Below are 18,107 nucleotides of genomic sequence, written 5' to 3' on the forward strand. Positions count from 1 at the left end.
TAGAATACATTACGCGATATTTACATTTCTGTTGCCAGAATAGTCGATTTAGCAACAAAGCGGCGGTGCAACGTCAGGACATATCGCGATAAAGCGCCTTGATGGTGTCTTTCAACCAGACGATCTTAGGATTATGACTGTTACGTTTGTGCCAAAGAAGGGTGAACGGTACGCGCATTTTTTCCAGCTGCGCGGCATCAAAAGGCATAGGACGCGCCACGAGCGGAAGCTGGTGGAGTTGGTTATAACGCTGGCAATAAACCGGAGCTGTGGCTATCAGCGCGTGATCCGGCTGGGCGGCCATAAACAGCGACTGCTCAAAACCGGGCAGACATAACGCAATATTGCGCGCACGCCCCATCTCTTGCAGGACTTCATCCAGCGCCCAGGTATCGCTTTGCTCCCAGCTAATGCTGATGTGCGGATAGCGTAGAAATGTGTCCAGATTCCACTCTTCCTGCAATGCCGGATGATCTTCACGTAGCCAGACACAGGGGAGATCGGAAAACAGCACTTCATGGTCGATCGACAACGGCAGCAAACTCAACAGTTCACGCGAACGCGGATGGCTTTCCCGGCCAGTAAAGCCGATATCCACTTCGCCGCGAATAATTGCATCCAGCGAATCATAGTCCCAGTTGCGTATTTTGATAGTAGCCTGGGGATAACGCTGATAGATCTGTCGGGAGAGCGCGTTAAACATGATCATCACCAGCGGTGTTTCGGCCACCAGATCAAACTTCAGCCCGCGCGGCGCTTCATGGTGCGGCTTATCCAGCAACTGGTTGCTCATCTGCATCCACTCTGCCAGATTCTGTTCCATGCTGACCATCAACGGTGTTGGCGTTAGCCCCAGCGGGGTGTTTACAAACAGTGGATCGTCAAACCAGGCCCGCAGTTTAGACAGCGACTTGCTGACCGCCGACGGCGTGACGTTCATCCGTTTGGCTGTTTTGGTAACACTGCGTTCCTGCATCAACAGCTGCAGGCAGAGCAATAAATTAAGATCGAGACTGCTGAGGGATTTCTTCATGAGTTGGCGTGGACCGGTTAGGTGCAACAGTGATAATCAGCATGATACTCACTATGCTACAGCCAATCAGAATCCCGATCAGCATATTCAGCGCATCAAGACCGAGCACCGCCGCCAGCCATATCCACAGCGAGGAACCGCAAACCTGCGCAATACCTAACGCCGAGCTGGCAACGCCCGCACGCAGCGAGAAAGGTCCCAGCGCCTGGCTCATCGCGACACCGAAGCCGACCGAGAACCCGGCACAGATTAAGGTCAGCCCAAACAGCGTCACCATGTGCGTACTGGCAAGGGTTAACACCACACCAGCAGACAGAAACAGCACTTGTGAGGTCAGCATCAGAACGCGAGGTTTAAACACGCTCAGGGCGAATGGCGTAGAGAACGAGACCGCCATACTGATGCCTGCGGTCATGGCCATCGTGGTGGCGTACTCACCACGGTCAAAGCCCATCACTTCCATCAACAGCACCGGCGAAGTATTCACGAAGGTCAGGATCACCGACACGCTGAGAGTGGTGATGGCCAGACGGCTTAAGAAAAAACGGTTCACCAGCGATTCAGATAGGTGGTTCTTCTCTGCAGATGCCGGGAGCGTCGCTGGGCGCGATTCTCGCAGGATAAACACTGACAGCAGGCAAACGGCCACACCCATACCGATCATCGTGTAGAACAGGCTCTGCCACGGATATTTGAGCATAATCAGATGCCCCATCACCGGCGCCAGTACCGGCACGATACAGGTGATACCGTTCAACAGCGACAGTACCTTCGCCCGGCGGCGATCGTCGAGCGTATCGCGCAGGATGGCGAAAGCCACCACATAGCAGCAGCCTGCGCCTACGCCCTGAATAAAGCGGCCTGTGAGAAACGGCGTACCGCTTTCGGCGAATGAACACAGCGCAGAGGCGAAAATAAAGATGAGGGCGCCGACAATAGCGACGGGTTTGCGTCCTGACTGGTCGGCAATTTTCCCGGCAAACAGCATCGCCGTCGCCATTCCCGCCAGATAAACCGAAAACGCGATATGCAGTTGCGCCTCGCTGGCCTGTAAATCGGCAGCAATACGGGGCAGCCCCACCAGATACATATCAATACCCGCGGGATAAAGTAACACCAGGGCGAAACTGCAGATTAGAAAGCGTGTCATAGCGACCTCATGAGGAATGTGGCGCTAAGCATACGGGCAGAGAGTCAACTGCACGAGTTGCCATTTGGACAACAGTGATTTCCATATGGGAAATTACTTGTAGCCGGATAGCCGCTTTGCTTTATCCGACTTACGGGTACTGTAGGCCCGGTAGGCATCGCACCACCGGGCAACACAACGTTACTTGCCAATACAGAAGCTGGAGAAAATCCTTCCCAGCAGATCGTCGGAGGTAAATTCCCCGGTGATCTCACTGAGGTTCTGCTGCGCCAGACGTAGTTCCTCTGCCAGCAATTCTCCGGCCCATGCTCCGAGCAGTTGGGCTTTACCCTGCTCGAGATGCTCCGCCGCTTCTGCCAGCGCCTGCAGGTGACGACGGCGCGCCAGGAAGCCGCCTTCCATATTGGTTTCAAAGCCCATGCTCTGTTTGAGATGGTTACGCAGCACGTCAACGCCTTCACCGGTACGTGCGGATAGGCGAACCAGTGAGTGGCCATTTACTTCGCTAAGGCCCAGCGTCTCACCGGTAATATCCGCTTTGTTACGCACCACGGTAATCGGCAGTTTGGCTGGCAGACGGGCAATAAAGTCTGGCCAGATGTCAGCCGGGTCCACGGCGTCGGTGGTGGTGCCATCAACCATAAACAGAACGCGGTCGGCCTGTTCAATTTCCTGCCACGCGCGTTCGATACCAATGCGTTCAACTTCATCGCTGGCATCGCGCAGACCGGCAGTGTCGATGATGTGCAGCGGCATACCGTCGATATGAATATGCTCACGCAGTACGTCGCGAGTCGTACCCGCAATGTCGGTCACAATGGCCGCCTCACGACCTGCCAGCGCGTTCAGTAGGCTTGATTTCCCGGCATTTGGGCGACCGGCAATGACTACCTTCATCCCTTCGCGCAGCAGGCTGCCCTGACGCGCTTCGGCACGAACGGCATCGAGATCGCTGATAACGTTGTTGAGCTGCGCTTCAATCTTGCCATCAGACAGGAAGTCGATTTCTTCATCCGGAAAGTCGATCGCCGCTTCCACGTAGATGCGCAGGTGAGTGAGCGCTTCCACAAGATGATTTACCCGTGCAGAAAATGCGCCCTGCAACGAGTTCAGCGCCGAGCGAGCGGCTTGCTCTGAGCTGGCATCGATCAGGTCGGCAATTGCCTCTGCCTGGGCCAGATCAAGCTTATCATTGAGAAACGCACGCTCGGAGAATTCACCCGGTCTGGCAATGCGCAGCCCGGGAATGGTCAGAATACGTTTGAGCAGCAGATCGAGAATCACCGGACCGCCGTGGCCCTGAAGCTCTAAAACATCTTCACCGGTAAAGGAGTTCGGGCCGGGGAACCACAGGGCAATTCCCTGATCCAGCGTGCTGCCATCCGCGTCTTTAAACGGCAGATAGTCGGCATAGCGCGGTTTTGGTAGTTTCCCCAGTACGGTTTCTGCAACCTCGCGCGCCTTCAGGCCGGAGATGCGCAGGATACCCACGCCACCACGTCCCGGTGGGGTGGCCTGAGCGACGATGGTGTCGTTATGGTTCATGATAGCTCTCTTGTAAATGTAAAAAAGGCGGTCTAATGACCGCCTTCTCTGGCATTAACTTTACCGTGAATACTCGAAATAATTCAAGTTGCAGGAAGGCGGCAAGCAAATGCAGCCAACGCACCTGCGACTAATATCAGGAGTTTTTCTTCTCGCGGCTATGCAGGCCACGTTTTTCCAGACCACGGTAAATCAGCTGCTGCTGAATAATGGTTACCAGGTTGCTGACGATATAGTACAGCACCAGACCTGACGGGAACCACAGGAAGAACACGGTGAAGATGACCGGCATAAAGGTCATGATCTTCTGCTGCATCGGGTCGGTCACGGTGGTCGGAGACATCTTCTGAATGAAGAACATCGTCACGCCCATCAGGATCGGCAGGATGTAGTACGGGTCCTGTGCAGACAGGTCATGGATCCACAGAGCGAACGGCGCATGACGCAGTTCAATGGAGCCCATCAGCATGTAGTACAACGCCAGGAAGATTGGCATCTGGATGATCAGCGGGAAGCAGCCGCCCAGCGGGTTAACCTTCTCAGCTTTGTACAGGGCCATCATTTCCTGGCTCTGACGCTGTTTGTCATCGCCCAGACGCTCACGCATAGCCTGAATCTTCGGCTGCAGCATACGCATCTTCGCCATGGAGGTGTACTGCGCTTTGGTCAGCGGGTACATGATGCCACGAACGATAAAGGTGATAACGATGATGGAGAAGCCCCAGTTACCCAGGAAGCTATGGATCCACTTCAGCAGTTTGAACAGCGGCTGAGAGATGAACCACAACCAGCCGTAATCCACGGTCAGATCCAGGTGCGGTGCAACTGCCGCCATTTTATCCTGAATTTCCGGGCCGACCCACAGGGTGCTGGTCATCGCGCCAGTCTGGCCAGGCTGAACCAGCACCGGCTGTGATTTATAGCCGATAGCGGCAATGCCGTTACCCAGGTTAGCGGTATAGAAGTTGTTGGTGCCGTCGTTACGCGGAACCCATGCCGTTGCGAAATACTGTTGCAGCATTGCGACCCAGCCGTCTTTAGCATTGACGTTCAGGTTTTCGTTTTCAGCAATGGTGTCGAATTTGTATTTCTCATACTTCTCATCCGGCGTGGAGTACGCCGCGCCACGGAAGGTGTGCAGTGCAAAGTTGCTGCTACCGGTGTCGCGATGAGATGGCAGATTGATGGATTGCTTCAGCTGACCAAAGGTGGAGACTTCCAGCGGTTTTTCGCCGGCGTTCTGCACGCTGTAGTTAACGTTGACAGCATATTCACCGCGCTTGAGTACAAACGTTTTAGTGAATGTGTTACCCGCTGCGTCAGTATAGGTCATCGGGATCTGCAGTTCGTTCTGACCGTCAGCCAGTACAAACGCGTCTTTTTCGACGTTGTACAGCGGACGCGGGCCGTTAGCCGGGTTATCCGGGCCGTCACGACCTGTCAGGCCACTCTGTGCCTGGTAGATGAACTGTGGCGTGGTTTCCAGTAACTGGAACGGTTCGGTAGAACCGAGTTCTTTCGGGTAAGCTGGCAGTGAAGCCTGTTCCACATCACCACCACGGGTGTTGATGGTCAGATCAAGCACGTCAGTTTTAACCGTAATCAGTTTCCCCTGGCCACTGGCCGGTACGCCCTGGTCTGCGGCGCTACCCGCTGCGGTGGTCGTTGTCTGCGTGGTCTGTTGGGCCTGAGGTTGCGGATTTTTATCCTGCTCCCAGGCTTGCCAGATCATGAAAGACACGAACAGCAAAGCGATGACTAAAAGATTGCGTTGCGAATCCATCGTTAGTGTTCTCTGGTATCAAATGGTCCGGGCGGGACGGGATCGTCACCACCAGGGTGTAAAGGGTGGCATTTTAATACGCGTTTCACCGTCAACCAACTGCCTTTTATCACTCCAAACCTGCGCAATGCCTCAATTCCGTAGCTCGAACAGGTTGGAGTGAAACGGCAATGCGGCCCAAGCAGCGGACTGATCAGGCGTTGATAGACCCGAATAAGGGCTATCAGGACCCGCGAGCCAGGCGACAATGGCGACGCCATAATTTTTCCAACGCTTCCGAGAGAGCACGGTTATCGAGGTCAGCAACCCCTTTTTTCGCCACCACCACGAAATCCATTGCTGGAAGTTCGTGCTGACGTAAACGAAAGCTTTCACGTGTCAGACGTTTAATCCGATTGCGTTCATGCGCGCGTTTAACGTTTTTCTTGGCGACGGTAAGACCGATACGGGGATGCCCCAGCGAATTCAGGCGGCCGAGGATGGTGATTTGCGGCGTGCCAGCCCGTTGTGGCTGCTGGAAGACGAATGTGAAATGAGTGGGAGTTAACAAACGTAACTCCCTGGGAAATGCGAGCTTAACCACTCAGGGGCTAGCTTTTATTACTTAGAAACGGTCAGACGAGAACGGCCTTTAGCACGACGACGTGCCAGAACCTGACGACCATTTTTATTAGCCATACGAGCACGGAAGCCGTGAGAACGGTTGCGCTTCAGTACAGACGGTTGAAAAGTGCGTTTCATGGCGATTTCTACCTAAACTTGAATAAATTCACTGACTTTTGCGTATACCCGAACGAATTTCGAACGACTTACGCCACAGTGTGGGTGATTAAAGAGGCCGGATTGTAATAATTGTACACTCCGGAGTCAATTCTCTTTCCTTATTTCCCGCTTTTTTCCGCATGGTTTCGCGTATAAAACAGGCAGCGTTGACGCCGTAAGGCGACCGTTACTCGCTGGGGGTAAGAATTATACGGGCTGGCGGATAAAGCGCAAGGATCGCTCGGGATCTTTATTAGATCGTTTAAGCAGTAAAGCATCTTTACTCATTAATTTTTTCAATATGCGCGCTAAAACCTGCAGCACTTCTCCAGGATCGTTTACACTTAGCCGATTCTGGATCATCCTGTGGATAAATCGGGAAGAATCTGTGAGAAACAGAAGATCTCTTTCTCAGTTTACGCTATGATCCGCGGTCCTGATCGTTTCAATGGATCCTGATCGGGTAAAAATTGCAGATAGCAATTCGCACGTCACCCTTTGCATAGGGTCTTGTCGATGTGCGTCAACAATCATGAATGTTTCAGCCTTTGTCATTTATCGACTTTTGTTCGAGTGGAGTCCGCCGTGTCACTTTCGCTTTGGCAGCAGTGTCTTGCCCGATTGCAGGATGAGTTACCAGCCACAGAGTTCAGTATGTGGATACGCCCGTTGCAGGCGGAACTGAGCGATAACACGCTGGCTTTGTATGCGCCAAACCGTTTCGTGCTTGATTGGGTAAGGGATAAATACCTTAATAATATTAATGGATTACTCAATAACTTCTGTGGAGCGGATGCCCCACAGCTGCGCTTTGAAGTCGGTACTAAACCCGTCACGCAAACGCTGAAAACGCCGGTAAACAACGTTGTTGCGCCCGCCTACGTGGCTCAGCAAGTGCAACCGCAACGTGCCGCTCCGTCGGCGCGCTCAGGCTGGGATAACGTCCCGGCACCGGCAGAACCTACCTATCGTTCTAACGTCAACGTCAAACACACGTTTGATAACTTCGTTGAAGGTAAATCTAACCAACTGGCGCGCGCGGCGGCACGGCAGGTGGCGGACAATCCTGGCGGCGCCTACAATCCGTTATTCCTTTATGGCGGTACGGGTCTGGGTAAAACCCACCTTCTGCACGCTGTCGGTAACGGTATTATGGCGCGTAAGCCAAACGCGAAAGTGGTGTATATGCACTCCGAACGTTTTGTGCAGGACATGGTTAAGGCCCTGCAAAACAACGCGATCGAAGAGTTTAAACGCTACTACCGTTCCGTGGATGCGCTGCTGATTGACGATATCCAATTCTTCGCGAATAAAGAACGATCGCAGGAAGAGTTTTTCCACACCTTTAACGCCCTGCTGGAAGGCAATCAGCAGATCATCCTGACTTCGGATCGCTATCCGAAGGAGATCAACGGCGTTGAAGATCGTCTGAAATCCCGCTTCGGCTGGGGACTGACTGTTGCGATCGAGCCGCCTGAGCTGGAAACGCGCGTTGCGATCCTGATGAAAAAAGCCGACGAAAACGACATTCGTCTGCCGGGTGAAGTGGCGTTCTTTATTGCCAAGCGTCTACGCTCTAACGTACGTGAGCTGGAAGGCGCACTGAACCGCGTGATCGCCAACGCTAATTTTACCGGCCGGGCGATTACCATCGATTTCGTGCGCGAAGCGTTGCGCGATCTGCTGGCTTTGCAGGAAAAGCTGGTCACCATCGACAATATTCAGAAGACGGTGGCGGAGTATTACAAAATCAAAATTGCGGATCTGCTTTCTAAGCGTCGATCTCGCTCGGTAGCTCGTCCGCGCCAGATGGCGATGGCGCTGGCAAAAGAGCTCACTAACCACAGTCTGCCGGAAATTGGCGACGCGTTTGGTGGGCGTGATCATACTACCGTACTTCATGCCTGTCGCAAGATTGAGCAGTTGCGTGAAGAAAGCCATGATATTAAAGAAGATTTCTCCAATTTAATCAGAACATTATCTTCGTGACGCTATGAAATTTACCGTTGAACGTGAACATTTATTAAAACCGCTTCAGCAGGTCAGCGGCCCGCTGGGTGGACGTCCTACACTGCCTATTCTCGGAAATCTGCTGCTGCAGGTTGCTGACGGTGCGCTTTCTCTGACCGGTACCGATCTCGAAATGGAGATGGTGGCGCGCGTGGCGCTGATCCAGCCTCATGAACCTGGTGCGACCACCGTTCCGGCGCGTAAATTCTTCGATATTTGCCGTGGGTTGCCGGAAGGCGCGGAAATTGCCGTTCAACTGGAAGGCGATCGCATGCTGGTGCGTTCTGGCCGCAGCCGTTTCTCGCTGTCTACGCTGCCTGCCGCCGACTTCCCGAATCTGGACGACTGGCAGAGCGAAGTCGAATTCACGCTGCCGCAGGCCACGATGAAGCGCCTGATTGAAGCCACGCAGTTTTCGATGGCGCATCAGGACGTGCGTTACTACTTAAACGGCATGCTGTTTGAAACCGAAGGGGAAGAGCTGCGTACCGTGGCGACCGACGGTCACCGCCTGGCGGTCTGTTCAATGCCTGTCGGTCAGCAGTTACCCAGCCATTCGGTGATCGTTCCGCGTAAAGGCGTGATTGAACTGATGCGTATGCTCGACGGCGGCGACAACCCGCTGCGCGTGCAGATTGGCAGCAACAACATTCGTGCGCACGTGGGTGACTTCATCTTTACCTCCAAGCTGGTTGATGGCCGTTTCCCGGATTATCGCCGCGTATTGCCGAAGAATCCGGACAAACATCTGGAAGCCGGTTGCGATATCCTCAAACAGGCATTTGCTCGTGCGGCGATCCTCTCTAACGAGAAATTCCGCGGCGTGCGTCTGTATGTCAGTGAAAACCAGCTGAAAATCACCGCCAACAACCCGGAGCAGGAAGAAGCGGAAGAAATTCTGGATGTCTCCTATCCTGGTACCGAACTGGAAATCGGTTTTAACGTTAGCTACGTACTGGACGTACTGAACGCGCTGAAGTGCGAGAACGTTCGTATTCTGCTGACCGATTCCGTATCGAGCGTACAGATTGAAGATGCTGCCAGCCAGAGCGCGGCTTATGTTGTTATGCCAATGAGACTGTAATGTCGCTCACCCGTCTGTTGATCCGCGACTTTCGCAATATCGAAAGCGCGGATCTCGCTTTATCCCCTGGCTTTAACTTCCTGGTTGGCGCGAACGGCAGCGGCAAAACCAGCGTGCTGGAAGCCATCTATACGCTCGGCCACGGCCGGGCGTTTCGCAGTTTGCAGATTGGCCGCGTAATTCGCCACGAGCAGGAGTCGTTTGTTTTACACGGGCGTTTGCAGGGGGAAGAGCGTGAGACATCGATTGGCCTGACGAAAGACAAACTGGGCGACAGCAAAGTGCGCATTGACGGCACTGACGGGCACAAGGTTGCGGAACTGGCGCACCTGATGCCAATGCAGCTGATCACGCCAGAGGGGTTTACTTTACTCAATGGCGGCCCCAAATACAGAAGAGCATTCCTTGACTGGGGATGCTTTCACAATGAAGCCGGATTTTTCACCGCCTGGAGCAATCTGAAGCGACTGCTCAAGCAGCGCAACGCAGCCCTGCGCCAGGTGAGTCGTTATGAGCAACTGCGCCCGTGGGATAAAGAACTGATCCCACTGGCGGAACAAATCAGCACCTGGCGCGCGGAGTACAGCGCCGGTATCGCACAGGATATGGCGGATACCTGTCAGCAGTTTCTACCCGAGTTTTCTCTCTCCTTCTCATTCCAGCGTGGCTGGGAGAAAGAGACCGATTATGCCGAAGTGCTGGAACGCAGTTTTGAACGCGATCGCATGTTGACCTACACCGCGCACGGTCCGCACAAAGCGGATTTTCGCATTCGCGCTGACGGTGCGCCGGTGGAAGACACGTTGTCGCGTGGGCAGCTAAAGCTGCTGATGTGCGCCTTACGTCTGGCGCAAGGGGAGTTCCTCACCCGCGAAAGTGGGCGGCGGTGTCTCTACCTGATAGATGATTTTGCCTCTGAACTTGATGATGCCCGTCGTGGGCTGTTAGCCAGCCGCTTAAAAGCGACGCAATCTCAGGTCTTTGTCAGCGCAATCAGCGCTGAACACGTTCTGGACATGTCGGACAAAAATTCGAAGATGTTCACCGTGGAAAAGGGTAAAATAACGGATTAACCCAAGTTTAAATGAGCGAGAAACGTTGATGTCGAATTCTTATGACTCCTCCAGTATCAAAGTCCTGAAAGGACTGGATGCGGTGCGTAAGCGCCCGGGTATGTATATCGGCGACACGGATGACGGCACCGGTCTGCACCACATGGTATTCGAGGTGGTAGATAACGCTATCGACGAAGCGCTCGCGGGTCACTGTAAAGATATCGTTGTAACGATTCACGCGGACAACTCCGTGTCCGTTACCGATGATGGCCGTGGTATCCCAACCGGTATTCACCCGGAAGAGGGCGTTTCGGCGGCGGAAGTTATCATGACCGTTCTGCACGCAGGCGGTAAATTCGATGATAACTCCTATAAAGTTTCCGGTGGTCTGCACGGCGTAGGTGTGTCCGTAGTAAACGCCCTGTCACAGAAACTGGAGCTGGTGATTCGCCGCGAAGGTAAAGTGCATCAGCAAACTTACGTGCACGGTGTGCCGCAGGCGCCGCTGGCGGTAACCGGCGAAACAGAAGCGACGGGTACTCAGGTACGTTTCTGGCCAAGCCACGAAACCTTTACCAACGTCGTTGAGTTTGAATACGAGATTCTGGCTAAGCGTCTGCGCGAGCTGTCGTTCCTGAACTCCGGCGTCTCTATTCGTCTGCGCGACAAGCGCGATGGTAAAGAAGACCATTTCCACTACGAAGGCGGCATCAAGGCGTTTGTTGAATACCTCAACAAAAACAAAACGCCGATCCACCCAAATATCTTCTACTTCTCCACCGAAAAAGACGGTATCGGCGTTGAAGTTGCGCTGCAGTGGAACGATGGTTTCCAGGAAAACATCTACTGCTTCACCAACAACATTCCGCAGCGTGACGGCGGTACTCACCTTGCAGGCTTCCGTGCGGCGATGACCCGTACCCTGAACGCCTACATGGACAAAGAAGGCTACAGCAAAAAAGCCAAAGTCAGCGCCACCGGTGATGATGCCCGTGAAGGCTTGATTGCCGTTGTTTCCGTGAAAGTACCGGATCCGAAGTTCTCCTCACAGACCAAAGACAAGCTGGTCTCCTCTGAGGTGAAATCGGCGGTAGAACAGCAGATGAACGAACTGCTGAGCGAATACCTGCTGGAAAACCCGTCTGACGCGAAAATCGTCGTTGGCAAAATTATTGATGCTGCACGTGCCCGTGAAGCGGCACGTCGCGCGCGTGAAATGACCCGTCGTAAAGGCGCGCTGGACTTAGCGGGCCTGCCGGGCAAGCTGGCGGACTGTCAGGAACGCGACCCGGCGCTGTCCGAACTGTACCTTGTGGAAGGGGACTCCGCGGGCGGTTCTGCGAAGCAGGGCCGTAACCGTAAAAACCAGGCAATTCTGCCGCTGAAGGGTAAAATCCTCAACGTCGAGAAAGCGCGCTTTGATAAAATGCTCTCTTCTCAGGAAGTGGCAACGCTGATCACCGCACTCGGCTGTGGCATCGGTCGTGACGAGTACAACCCGGACAAACTGCGTTATCACAGCATCATCATCATGACCGATGCGGACGTCGACGGCTCGCATATTCGTACGCTGCTGTTGACCTTCTTCTATCGTCAGATGCCGGAAATTGTGGAACGCGGCCACGTTTACATTGCACAGCCACCGCTGTACAAAGTGAAAAAAGGTAAGCAGGAACAGTATATTAAAGATGACGAAGCGATGGATCAGTACCAAATTTCTATCGCTCTGGATGGTGCAACGCTGCACACTAATGCCAGCGCACCTGCTCTTTCAGGTGAGTCGTTAGAAAAACTGGTTTCTGAATACAACGCGACGCAGAAAATGATTGGCCGTATGGAACGTCGTTTCCCGAAAGCGTTGCTGAAAGAACTGGTTTATCAACCGACGCTGCCGGAAGCTGATTTGGCGAACGAGCAGACCGTTACCCGCTGGGTTAATACGTTGATTACCGAGCTGAACGAAAAAGAACAGCACGGCAGCCTGTGGAAGTTTGATATCCACCACAACGCAGAGCAGAACCTGTTTGAGCCGATTGTGCGCGTCCGTACTCACGGTGTGGATACCGACTATATTCTGGACCACGAGTTTGTGACCGGTGGCGAATACCGTCGTATTTGTACGCTCGGTGAGAAGCTGCGCGGGCTGATCGAAGACGATGCGTTTATCGAACGTGGCGAGCGCCGCCAGCCGGTTGCCAGCTTTGAGCAGGCACTGGAATGGCTGCAGAAAGAGTCACGTCGCGGCCTCGCTATCCAGCGTTATAAAGGTCTGGGCGAGATGAACCCGGATCAGTTGTGGGAAACCACCATGGATCCGGAAAGCCGTCGTATGCTGCGCGTTACCGTGAAGGATGCGATTGCCGCCGACCAGCTCTTCACTACGCTGATGGGCGATGCCGTTGAACCGCGTCGCGCGTTTATCGAAGAAAACGCCCTGAAAGCGGCGAACATCGATATCTAACTTGCACCCAGGTCTACAACCGTCCTGCAAAAGGGGAATCTCGATTCCCCTTTCTATCCCCCTTTTCGTAGCTGTTTTTTGAGCGGAATCGCGTTAGCATGAGGACGGACTCATTTAATCCGGGGAACTCATGGCTATCAAACTTATTGCTATCGACATGGATGGCACACTTCTGCTGCCCGATCACACCATTTCACCCGCGGTCAAAACGGCGATTGCCGCAGCGCGCGCGCGTGGCGTAAATGTGGTGCTGACCACGGGGCGCCCGTATGCCGGCGTCCACAGCTATCTGAAAGAATTGCATATGGAAGAACCCGGTGACTACTGCATTACCTACAATGGCGCGCTAGTGCAGAAAGCAGGGGATGGCAGTACTGTCGCGCAAACCGCGTTGAGCTATGATGATTATCGTTATCTGGAGCAGCTCTCCCGGGACGTTGGCTCGCATTTCCACGCACTCGATCGCAACACGCTGTATACCGCGAACCGTGATATCAGCTACTACACGGTGCATGAATCGTTTGTTGCGACGATTCCGCTGGTGTTCTGTGAAGCCGAGAAAATGGATCCCGCAACCCAGTTCCTGAAAGTGATGATGATTGACGAGCCGGAGATCCTCGATAAAGCTATCTCGCGCATACCTGCGGAAGTAAAAGAGAAGTACACCGTGCTGAAAAGTGCGCCGTATTTCCTCGAAATCCTCGATAAACGCGTCAATAAAGGGACTGGCGTGAAATCGCTGGCCGATGCGTTGGGTATAAAAGCCGAAGAGGTGATGGCGATTGGCGATCAGGAAAACGACATCGCGATGATTGAATACGCAGGTGTGGGCGTTGCCATGGACAACGCTATTGGGTCAGTCAAAGAAATCGCCAACTTTGTGACGAAATCTAACCTTGAAGATGGCGTCGCATATGCCATTGAGAAGTTTGCGCTGAAATAAGATGTTATGGGCAAATGCCTTGGCGCATTTGCCCTGTTTCAGCAATTATTTGTGATACTGAGTGGTCACCTTGAGGAATATGCGCCACGCCGCTGCGCATTATCCATTTGCGGGAAAACGCCGACGTCAGGGCCCGACTTTTCAGGATTTTGCCAAACAGTTTGAGACGTAACTTGCGGGTGGCTTTGCGGTAAGCGTGATTCATATCTGGTGCATCCCGCAACAATACAGATTTGAGTGCCTCCGCGCTGTCCAGCGCATAGCTAATCCCCTCCAGTGAGCTGGCGCTGATAAAACCGGCCGCTTCGCCAATCAAAAATGCGTTGTCCTTGCCACAGACGAAGTCTTTCCAGCGTGAAGGAAACAGCACCGTACATTTTTCACTTTTCACCGGTTTGCCGAACTGAAATTGGAACGCTTCCATCTTCGCTTTCAGCGCGTCAAAGCGCGCCTGGCCGTCCTTCATCGGGTAGGCACCGCCAAAGATAAAATAGCCATCTTTGCTGATACTCCAGGAATAACAGTCGGTTGCGTCGTTATCAAAAATGCAGGAATAGAACGGGACGGGATGCTTTTCCGCAAACCATTGTTGAATAGCAACATATTTACGGATCTGGTGCCGGGGATAGAGATGACGGCGTACCAGTGAGTTCGCGCCGTCGGCTCCCACCAGATAACGCGCGGTGATCTGCTGCTCCCAACCGTCGGCGCGGAAGATGACATGCCATTTATCGCCCTCGTGCCAGATTTTCCGACACAGGCTGTCGTGGTACACCTGTACATCATCAGGAATGAGAGATTTAAGCCATAAATCAAAAGCATGGCGGTTGATATTAATGTAGCTGCGCTGGTAGTTACGCGTCAAAGAGGCTGCAACATCAACCGTTTTAACGCTAAATATCTGTGGGTTAGCGATGACATCAACGGGTAAGGTTATCCCGTCGCGGATAAACGAACGCTGGGCATCCGGGGCCAACAGACCGCCGCAGGGTTTGGTGAAACCTTCGTTGCCGCACTGGTGTTTTTTATCCAACGCGATCACGTGCATTTTTCCACTCAACTGCCGCGCCAGAGCTGCGCCTGCCGGGCCTAACCCGATAATGGCTACGTCAAAATGTTCCATCTTTCTGTCCGCAAAAATGAAGATGGCGATACGCTAAAGCCTGAAAGTGAAGTGCTTGTGAAGTATGATTGCTGAAATCGTCTTGTATCAGGGCATTCCATGAAGCAAATCACCTTTACGCCGCGTAATCATCAGCTTACCAATATCAATACCTGGACACCGGACAGCCAGTGGCTGGTCTTTGATGTGCGCCCTTCCGGTGCCTCTTTTACCGGCGACACAATTGAGCGCGTCAATATTCATACTGGCGAGCTGGAGGTGATTTATCGGGCCATGCAGGGATCGCACGTTGGCGTGGTGACCGTTCATCCAAAGTTGGAAAAATATGTGTTTATTCATGGGCCTGAAAATCCTGATGAAACATGGCATTACGACTTCCATCATCGGCGTGGGGTGATAGCTACGCAGGCAAAAGTGGAGAATCTGGATGCGATGGATATTACCGCCCCATATACGCCGGGCGCGCTGCGTGGCGGTAGCCATGTGCATGTATTTAGCCCGAGCGGCGAGTTTGTCAGTTTCACCTATAACGACCATGTGCTGCATGAGCGCTCACCGGCGCTGGATTTACGCAATGTCGGTGTGGCTGCGCCCTATGGTCCGGTGACGGTCTCCGCGCAGCATCCCCGTGAGTACAGCGGGAGCCATTGGTGCGTGCTGGTAACCCAGACGACACCCACGCCTAAACCGGGTAGCGATGAGATTAACCGCGCCTATGAAGAGGGCTGGGTAGGGGAAAACAGACTGGCGTTTATCGGTGATACGTTATCAGTCACGGGCGAGAAAGTGCCGGAGTTATTTATTGTTGATTTACCACAGGATGAAAGCGGCTGGAAACAGCCGGGTGACGCTCCGCTGGAGGGCACTGAGGCAACAATGCCTGCGCCGCCATTCGGTATTAATCAACGCCGCCTGACGTTTACTCATGCGCGCGCCTTTCCCGGTCTGGTAAATCAGCCGCGCCATTGGGTGCGCAGTAATCCAAAGGCATCTGAGATTGCGTTTTTAATGCGTGATGACGTCGGCATTGTGCAACTGTGGCTGATTTCCCCACAAGGAGGGGAACCGCGTCAGCTTACCCGCTGCGCCACGGATATTCAGTCAGCATTCAACTGGCATCCGTCAGGGAAATGGCTGGGGTTTGTACTGGATAACAAAATTGCTTGTTGTGATGCTCAGACGGGAGAGGTTGATTTTCTAACGGACCGTCACGGCAACCCACCATCGGGCGATGCGATCATCTTCTCTCCTGATGGTCGACAGGTTGCGTGGATGGAAGACGTCGAGGGTTTCCGCCAGCTGTGGGTAACAGAGACTGGGCGTTAACTTAAGGAGCAGGCATTTCAGCCGGAGGGATAACGGCGTTCGCGGCCTGCGTTCTCTCCTCGCTTTTTTCTACACGGGATCTCACCGAGCTATCTTTGCGAAAGAGATCCCACGGAAGTAATACTGTATCCAGTACTGCGGTAAACGGCATATCCAGAATCGCCAGTGACTTGGTTCCCCAGTTTGTATCACTTTCGCTAATCATTGTGGCGCTGGCGCGCGTGCCAGGATACGTCCCTTCTTTGCCCCCGGTATGCGACATAATGCTGGAACAGCCGCTCACAAACGCCATCCCGCTGCACATTGTCAGTGTTACCAACATTTTTTTTATCATCATTTTTTTTCATCTGTATTTATTGTGTTTGCATGGTGAGTTAAAGCGATCCGTTGCGAAAATAACATCACCATTTCGTCACACTGTGGCGGCTATCGCGATTTAACGATAACAACTGCTCCCACCAGTGTATGCAATAGACAACAAACTGCAAAAAAAGTCAGATGAATACGCTTGAAAAGTTTGTATTAAGACCCATTTTTAGAGTGTAGACAAATGAAGGGCATGCCTGATGGGTGTCCTGGCTACCTGACCTGTCCATGATGGAAGGTCTATTATTCTCGCTGATTTCAGGAGCTATTGATTATGCGTAACTTTGATTTATCCCCGCTGTACCGTTCTGCTATTGGTTTTGATCGCCTGTTTAACCTGCTGGAAAACAATCAGGGCCAGAGCAATGGCGGCTACCCTCCGTATAACGTTGAGCTGGTAGACGAAAACCATTACCGAATTGCGATTGCCGTTGCTGGTTTTGCTGAAAGCGAACTGGAAATTACTGCCCAGGACAATCTGCTGGTGGTGAAAGGCGCCCATGCGGACGATCAAAAAGAACGTACTTACCTGTATCAGGGGATTGCCGAGCGCAACTTCGAACGTAAGTTCCAGTTAGCGGAGAACATTCATGTTCGCGGCGCGAACCTGGTGAATGGTCTGCTGTATATCGATCTCGAACGCGTGATTCCCGAGGCGAATAAGCCGCGCCGCATCGAAATCAACTAATTCTGTGGGCCGCTTCAGGCGGCCCTGCTAAGCAATCGGCTTGCCGTCAGGGAGCCAAAAGGTACTTACTCGCTTCTTAGAAGGAGATTATTATGCGTAACTACGATTTATCCCCACTGCTGCGTCAATGGATCGGTTTTGACAAACTGGCCAATGCCTTGCAAAACACTGGCGAAAGCCAGAGCTTCCCGCCTTATAACATCGAAAAGAGCGATGATAACCACTACCGCATTACCCTTGCGTTAGCCGGTTTCCGCCAGGAAGATCTGGATATTCAACTGGAAGGCACGCGCCTGACCGTGAAAGGTACGCCGCAGCAGCCGGAAAAAGAGACCAAATGGTTGCATCAGGGGCTGGTCACTCAGCCGTTCAGCCTGAGCTTTACGCTGGCTGAAAATATGGAAGTCTCCGGCGCAAGCTTCACTAACGGCTTGCTGCATATCGATTTGACCCGGAATGAACCTGAAACCATTGCTCCACAACGTATCGCCATCAGCGAACGTCCCGCATTAGACAGTTAAATAGCTCCATGCCTTTGCCCCGCCAGAAATGACGGGGCTTTTTTGTGCGTCAGCCCACATGAAACTATGATCTGGGAGGGCAGGATGCCGGAAGCGCTGCCATTGCCAGAAAAAAGCATTCAGCAATTTCAAATCGACGTGAAGAAAAACAGTAAAGAACGCTCTTCTTAAGCGCTCCTGGGCGCTCTGTAGCATGATAATGTGCGCCACTCTGCATTCATGCCTGAACGGTTCAGTCATAATCCTCGTTAAATAAA

19 protein-coding genes and 1 other annotated feature are annotated in these 18,107 nt (G+C 53.1%); of the genes, 8 read left to right on the top strand and 11 right to left on the bottom strand.

Features of this window, described 5'->3' with window-relative positions; genetic code table 11:
• Positions 1-73 precede the first annotated feature (73 nt).
• From yidZ to OGV52_RS23550, 8 genes are all read right to left on the bottom strand, one after another.
• Complete coding sequence (gene yidZ, locus OGV52_RS08960; RefSeq protein ID WP_016155073.1) at positions 74-1,033, bottom strand: HTH-type transcriptional regulator YidZ; 960 nt, start codon at positions 1,031-1,033, stop codon at positions 74-76.
• Complete coding sequence (locus OGV52_RS08965) at positions 1,002-2,183, bottom strand: MFS transporter (protein ID WP_019078000.1); 1,182 nt, start codon at positions 2,181-2,183, stop codon at positions 1,002-1,004. The genes yidZ and OGV52_RS08965 overlap by 32 nt, the downstream gene beginning before the upstream one ends.
• A gap of 180 nt (positions 2,184-2,363) precedes the next feature.
• Positions 2,364-3,728: a tRNA uridine-5-carboxymethylaminomethyl(34) synthesis GTPase MnmE gene (gene mnmE / locus OGV52_RS08970; protein WP_016155071.1), complete on the bottom strand. Its 1,365-nt coding sequence runs from the start codon at positions 3,726-3,728 to the stop codon at positions 2,364-2,366.
• A gap of 136 nt (positions 3,729-3,864) precedes the next feature.
• Entirely contained in the window at positions 3,865-5,511 is a 1,647-nt protein-coding gene (yidC, locus tag OGV52_RS08975; protein WP_003023844.1) for a membrane protein insertase YidC, read from the bottom strand.
• Between the two features lie 2 nt (positions 5,512-5,513).
• On the bottom strand, positions 5,514-5,771 hold the full coding sequence (gene yidD, locus OGV52_RS08980; protein WP_003023846.1) for a membrane protein insertion efficiency factor YidD: 258 nt from the start codon (positions 5,769-5,771) through the stop codon (positions 5,514-5,516).
• Positions 5,735-6,094 carry a ribonuclease P protein component gene (gene rnpA / locus OGV52_RS08985; RefSeq protein ID WP_003844432.1) on the bottom strand — a complete coding sequence of 120 codons (360 nt, stop codon included), beginning with the start codon at positions 6,092-6,094 and terminating at the stop codon, positions 5,735-5,737. The genes yidD and rnpA overlap by 37 nt, the downstream gene beginning before the upstream one ends.
• 17 nt (positions 6,095-6,111) lie before the next feature.
• Positions 6,112-6,252: a 50S ribosomal protein L34 gene (gene rpmH, locus OGV52_RS08990; protein ID WP_003023858.1), complete on the bottom strand. Its 141-nt coding sequence runs from the start codon at positions 6,250-6,252 to the stop codon at positions 6,112-6,114.
• A gap of 228 nt (positions 6,253-6,480) precedes the next feature.
• Positions 6,481-6,636, bottom strand: coding sequence for a hypothetical protein (locus OGV52_RS23550; protein WP_418135004.1), 156 nt, complete (start codon positions 6,634-6,636; stop codon positions 6,481-6,483).
• A gap of 222 nt (positions 6,637-6,858) precedes the next feature.
• Here OGV52_RS23550 and dnaA point away from each other — a divergent pair, with 222 nt between their 5' ends.
• From dnaA to yidA, 5 genes are all read left to right on the top strand, one after another.
• The gene (gene dnaA, locus OGV52_RS08995) at positions 6,859-8,262 is read left to right on the top strand and encodes a chromosomal replication initiator protein DnaA (RefSeq protein ID WP_047498800.1); all 1,404 of its coding nucleotides are present in this window, start codon (positions 6,859-6,861) and stop codon (positions 8,260-8,262) included.
• A 4-nt stretch (positions 8,263-8,266) separates the two neighbouring features.
• Positions 8,267-9,367, top strand: a complete 1,101-nt coding sequence (gene dnaN, locus OGV52_RS09000; RefSeq protein WP_016155068.1) for a DNA polymerase III subunit beta — start codon at positions 8,267-8,269, stop codon at positions 9,365-9,367.
• Positions 9,367-10,440, top strand: a complete 1,074-nt coding sequence (gene recF / locus OGV52_RS09005; protein WP_016155067.1) for a DNA replication/repair protein RecF — start codon at positions 9,367-9,369, stop codon at positions 10,438-10,440. The genes dnaN and recF overlap by 1 nt, the downstream gene beginning before the upstream one ends.
• A 28-nt stretch (positions 10,441-10,468) precedes the next feature.
• Positions 10,469-12,883 carry a DNA topoisomerase (ATP-hydrolyzing) subunit B gene (gene gyrB / locus OGV52_RS09010; protein WP_047498797.1) on the top strand — a complete coding sequence of 805 codons (2,415 nt, stop codon included), beginning with the start codon at positions 10,469-10,471 and terminating at the stop codon, positions 12,881-12,883.
• A gap of 130 nt (positions 12,884-13,013) precedes the next feature.
• Positions 13,014-13,826 carry a sugar-phosphatase gene (yidA, locus tag OGV52_RS09015; protein WP_016155065.1) on the top strand — a complete coding sequence of 271 codons (813 nt, stop codon included), beginning with the start codon at positions 13,014-13,016 and terminating at the stop codon, positions 13,824-13,826.
• 4 nt (positions 13,827-13,830) lie between these two features.
• On the opposite strand, the gene cbrA is transcribed toward yidA, so the two are convergent.
• On the bottom strand, positions 13,831-14,949 hold the full coding sequence (cbrA, locus tag OGV52_RS09020; protein ID WP_259688946.1) for a colicin M resistance lipid reductase CbrA: 1,119 nt from the start codon (positions 14,947-14,949) through the stop codon (positions 13,831-13,833).
• A gap of 99 nt (positions 14,950-15,048) precedes the next feature.
• Here cbrA and OGV52_RS09025 point away from each other — a divergent pair, with 99 nt between their 5' ends.
• Positions 15,049-16,275 carry a YidR family protein gene (locus OGV52_RS09025; RefSeq protein ID WP_095715322.1) on the top strand — a complete coding sequence of 409 codons (1,227 nt, stop codon included), beginning with the start codon at positions 15,049-15,051 and terminating at the stop codon, positions 16,273-16,275.
• A gap of 1 nt (position 16,276) precedes the next feature.
• Here the strand turns inward: OGV52_RS09025 and OGV52_RS09030 are convergent, their stop codons facing one another.
• Positions 16,277-16,609 carry a YceK/YidQ family lipoprotein gene (locus OGV52_RS09030; protein ID WP_162489540.1) on the bottom strand — a complete coding sequence of 111 codons (333 nt, stop codon included), beginning with the start codon at positions 16,607-16,609 and terminating at the stop codon, positions 16,277-16,279.
• A gap of 240 nt (positions 16,610-16,849) precedes the next feature.
• Positions 16,850-16,922, top strand: a sequence feature (ROSE (Repression Of Heat Shock gene Expression) occurs in the 5'-region of heat shock genes and acts as an RNA thermometer to modulate expression.).
• On the opposite strand from OGV52_RS09030, the gene ibpA reads away from it, so the two are divergent.
• Positions 16,916-17,329 (top strand): small heat shock chaperone IbpA, encoded by a 414-nt coding sequence (ibpA, locus tag OGV52_RS09035; protein WP_003023882.1) that lies wholly within the window; start codon positions 16,916-16,918, stop codon positions 17,327-17,329. It overlaps the preceding feature by 7 nt.
• Before the next feature lie 92 nt (positions 17,330-17,421).
• Positions 17,422-17,850, top strand: a complete 429-nt coding sequence (gene ibpB, locus OGV52_RS09040; RefSeq protein ID WP_003827096.1) for a small heat shock chaperone IbpB — start codon at positions 17,422-17,424, stop codon at positions 17,848-17,850.
• Here ibpB and OGV52_RS09045 read toward each other — a convergent pair.
• Positions 17,839-18,090 (bottom strand): hypothetical protein, encoded by a 252-nt coding sequence (locus OGV52_RS09045; protein WP_131382568.1) that lies wholly within the window; start codon positions 18,088-18,090, stop codon positions 17,839-17,841. The two genes, ibpB and OGV52_RS09045, sit on opposite strands and share 12 nt — an antisense overlap.
• Positions 18,091-18,107 lie beyond the last annotated feature (17 nt).

It is taken from the genome of Citrobacter sp. Cb041, from assembly GCF_030336655.1.
Taxonomy (GTDB): domain Bacteria; phylum Pseudomonadota; class Gammaproteobacteria; order Enterobacterales; family Enterobacteriaceae; genus Citrobacter; species Citrobacter braakii.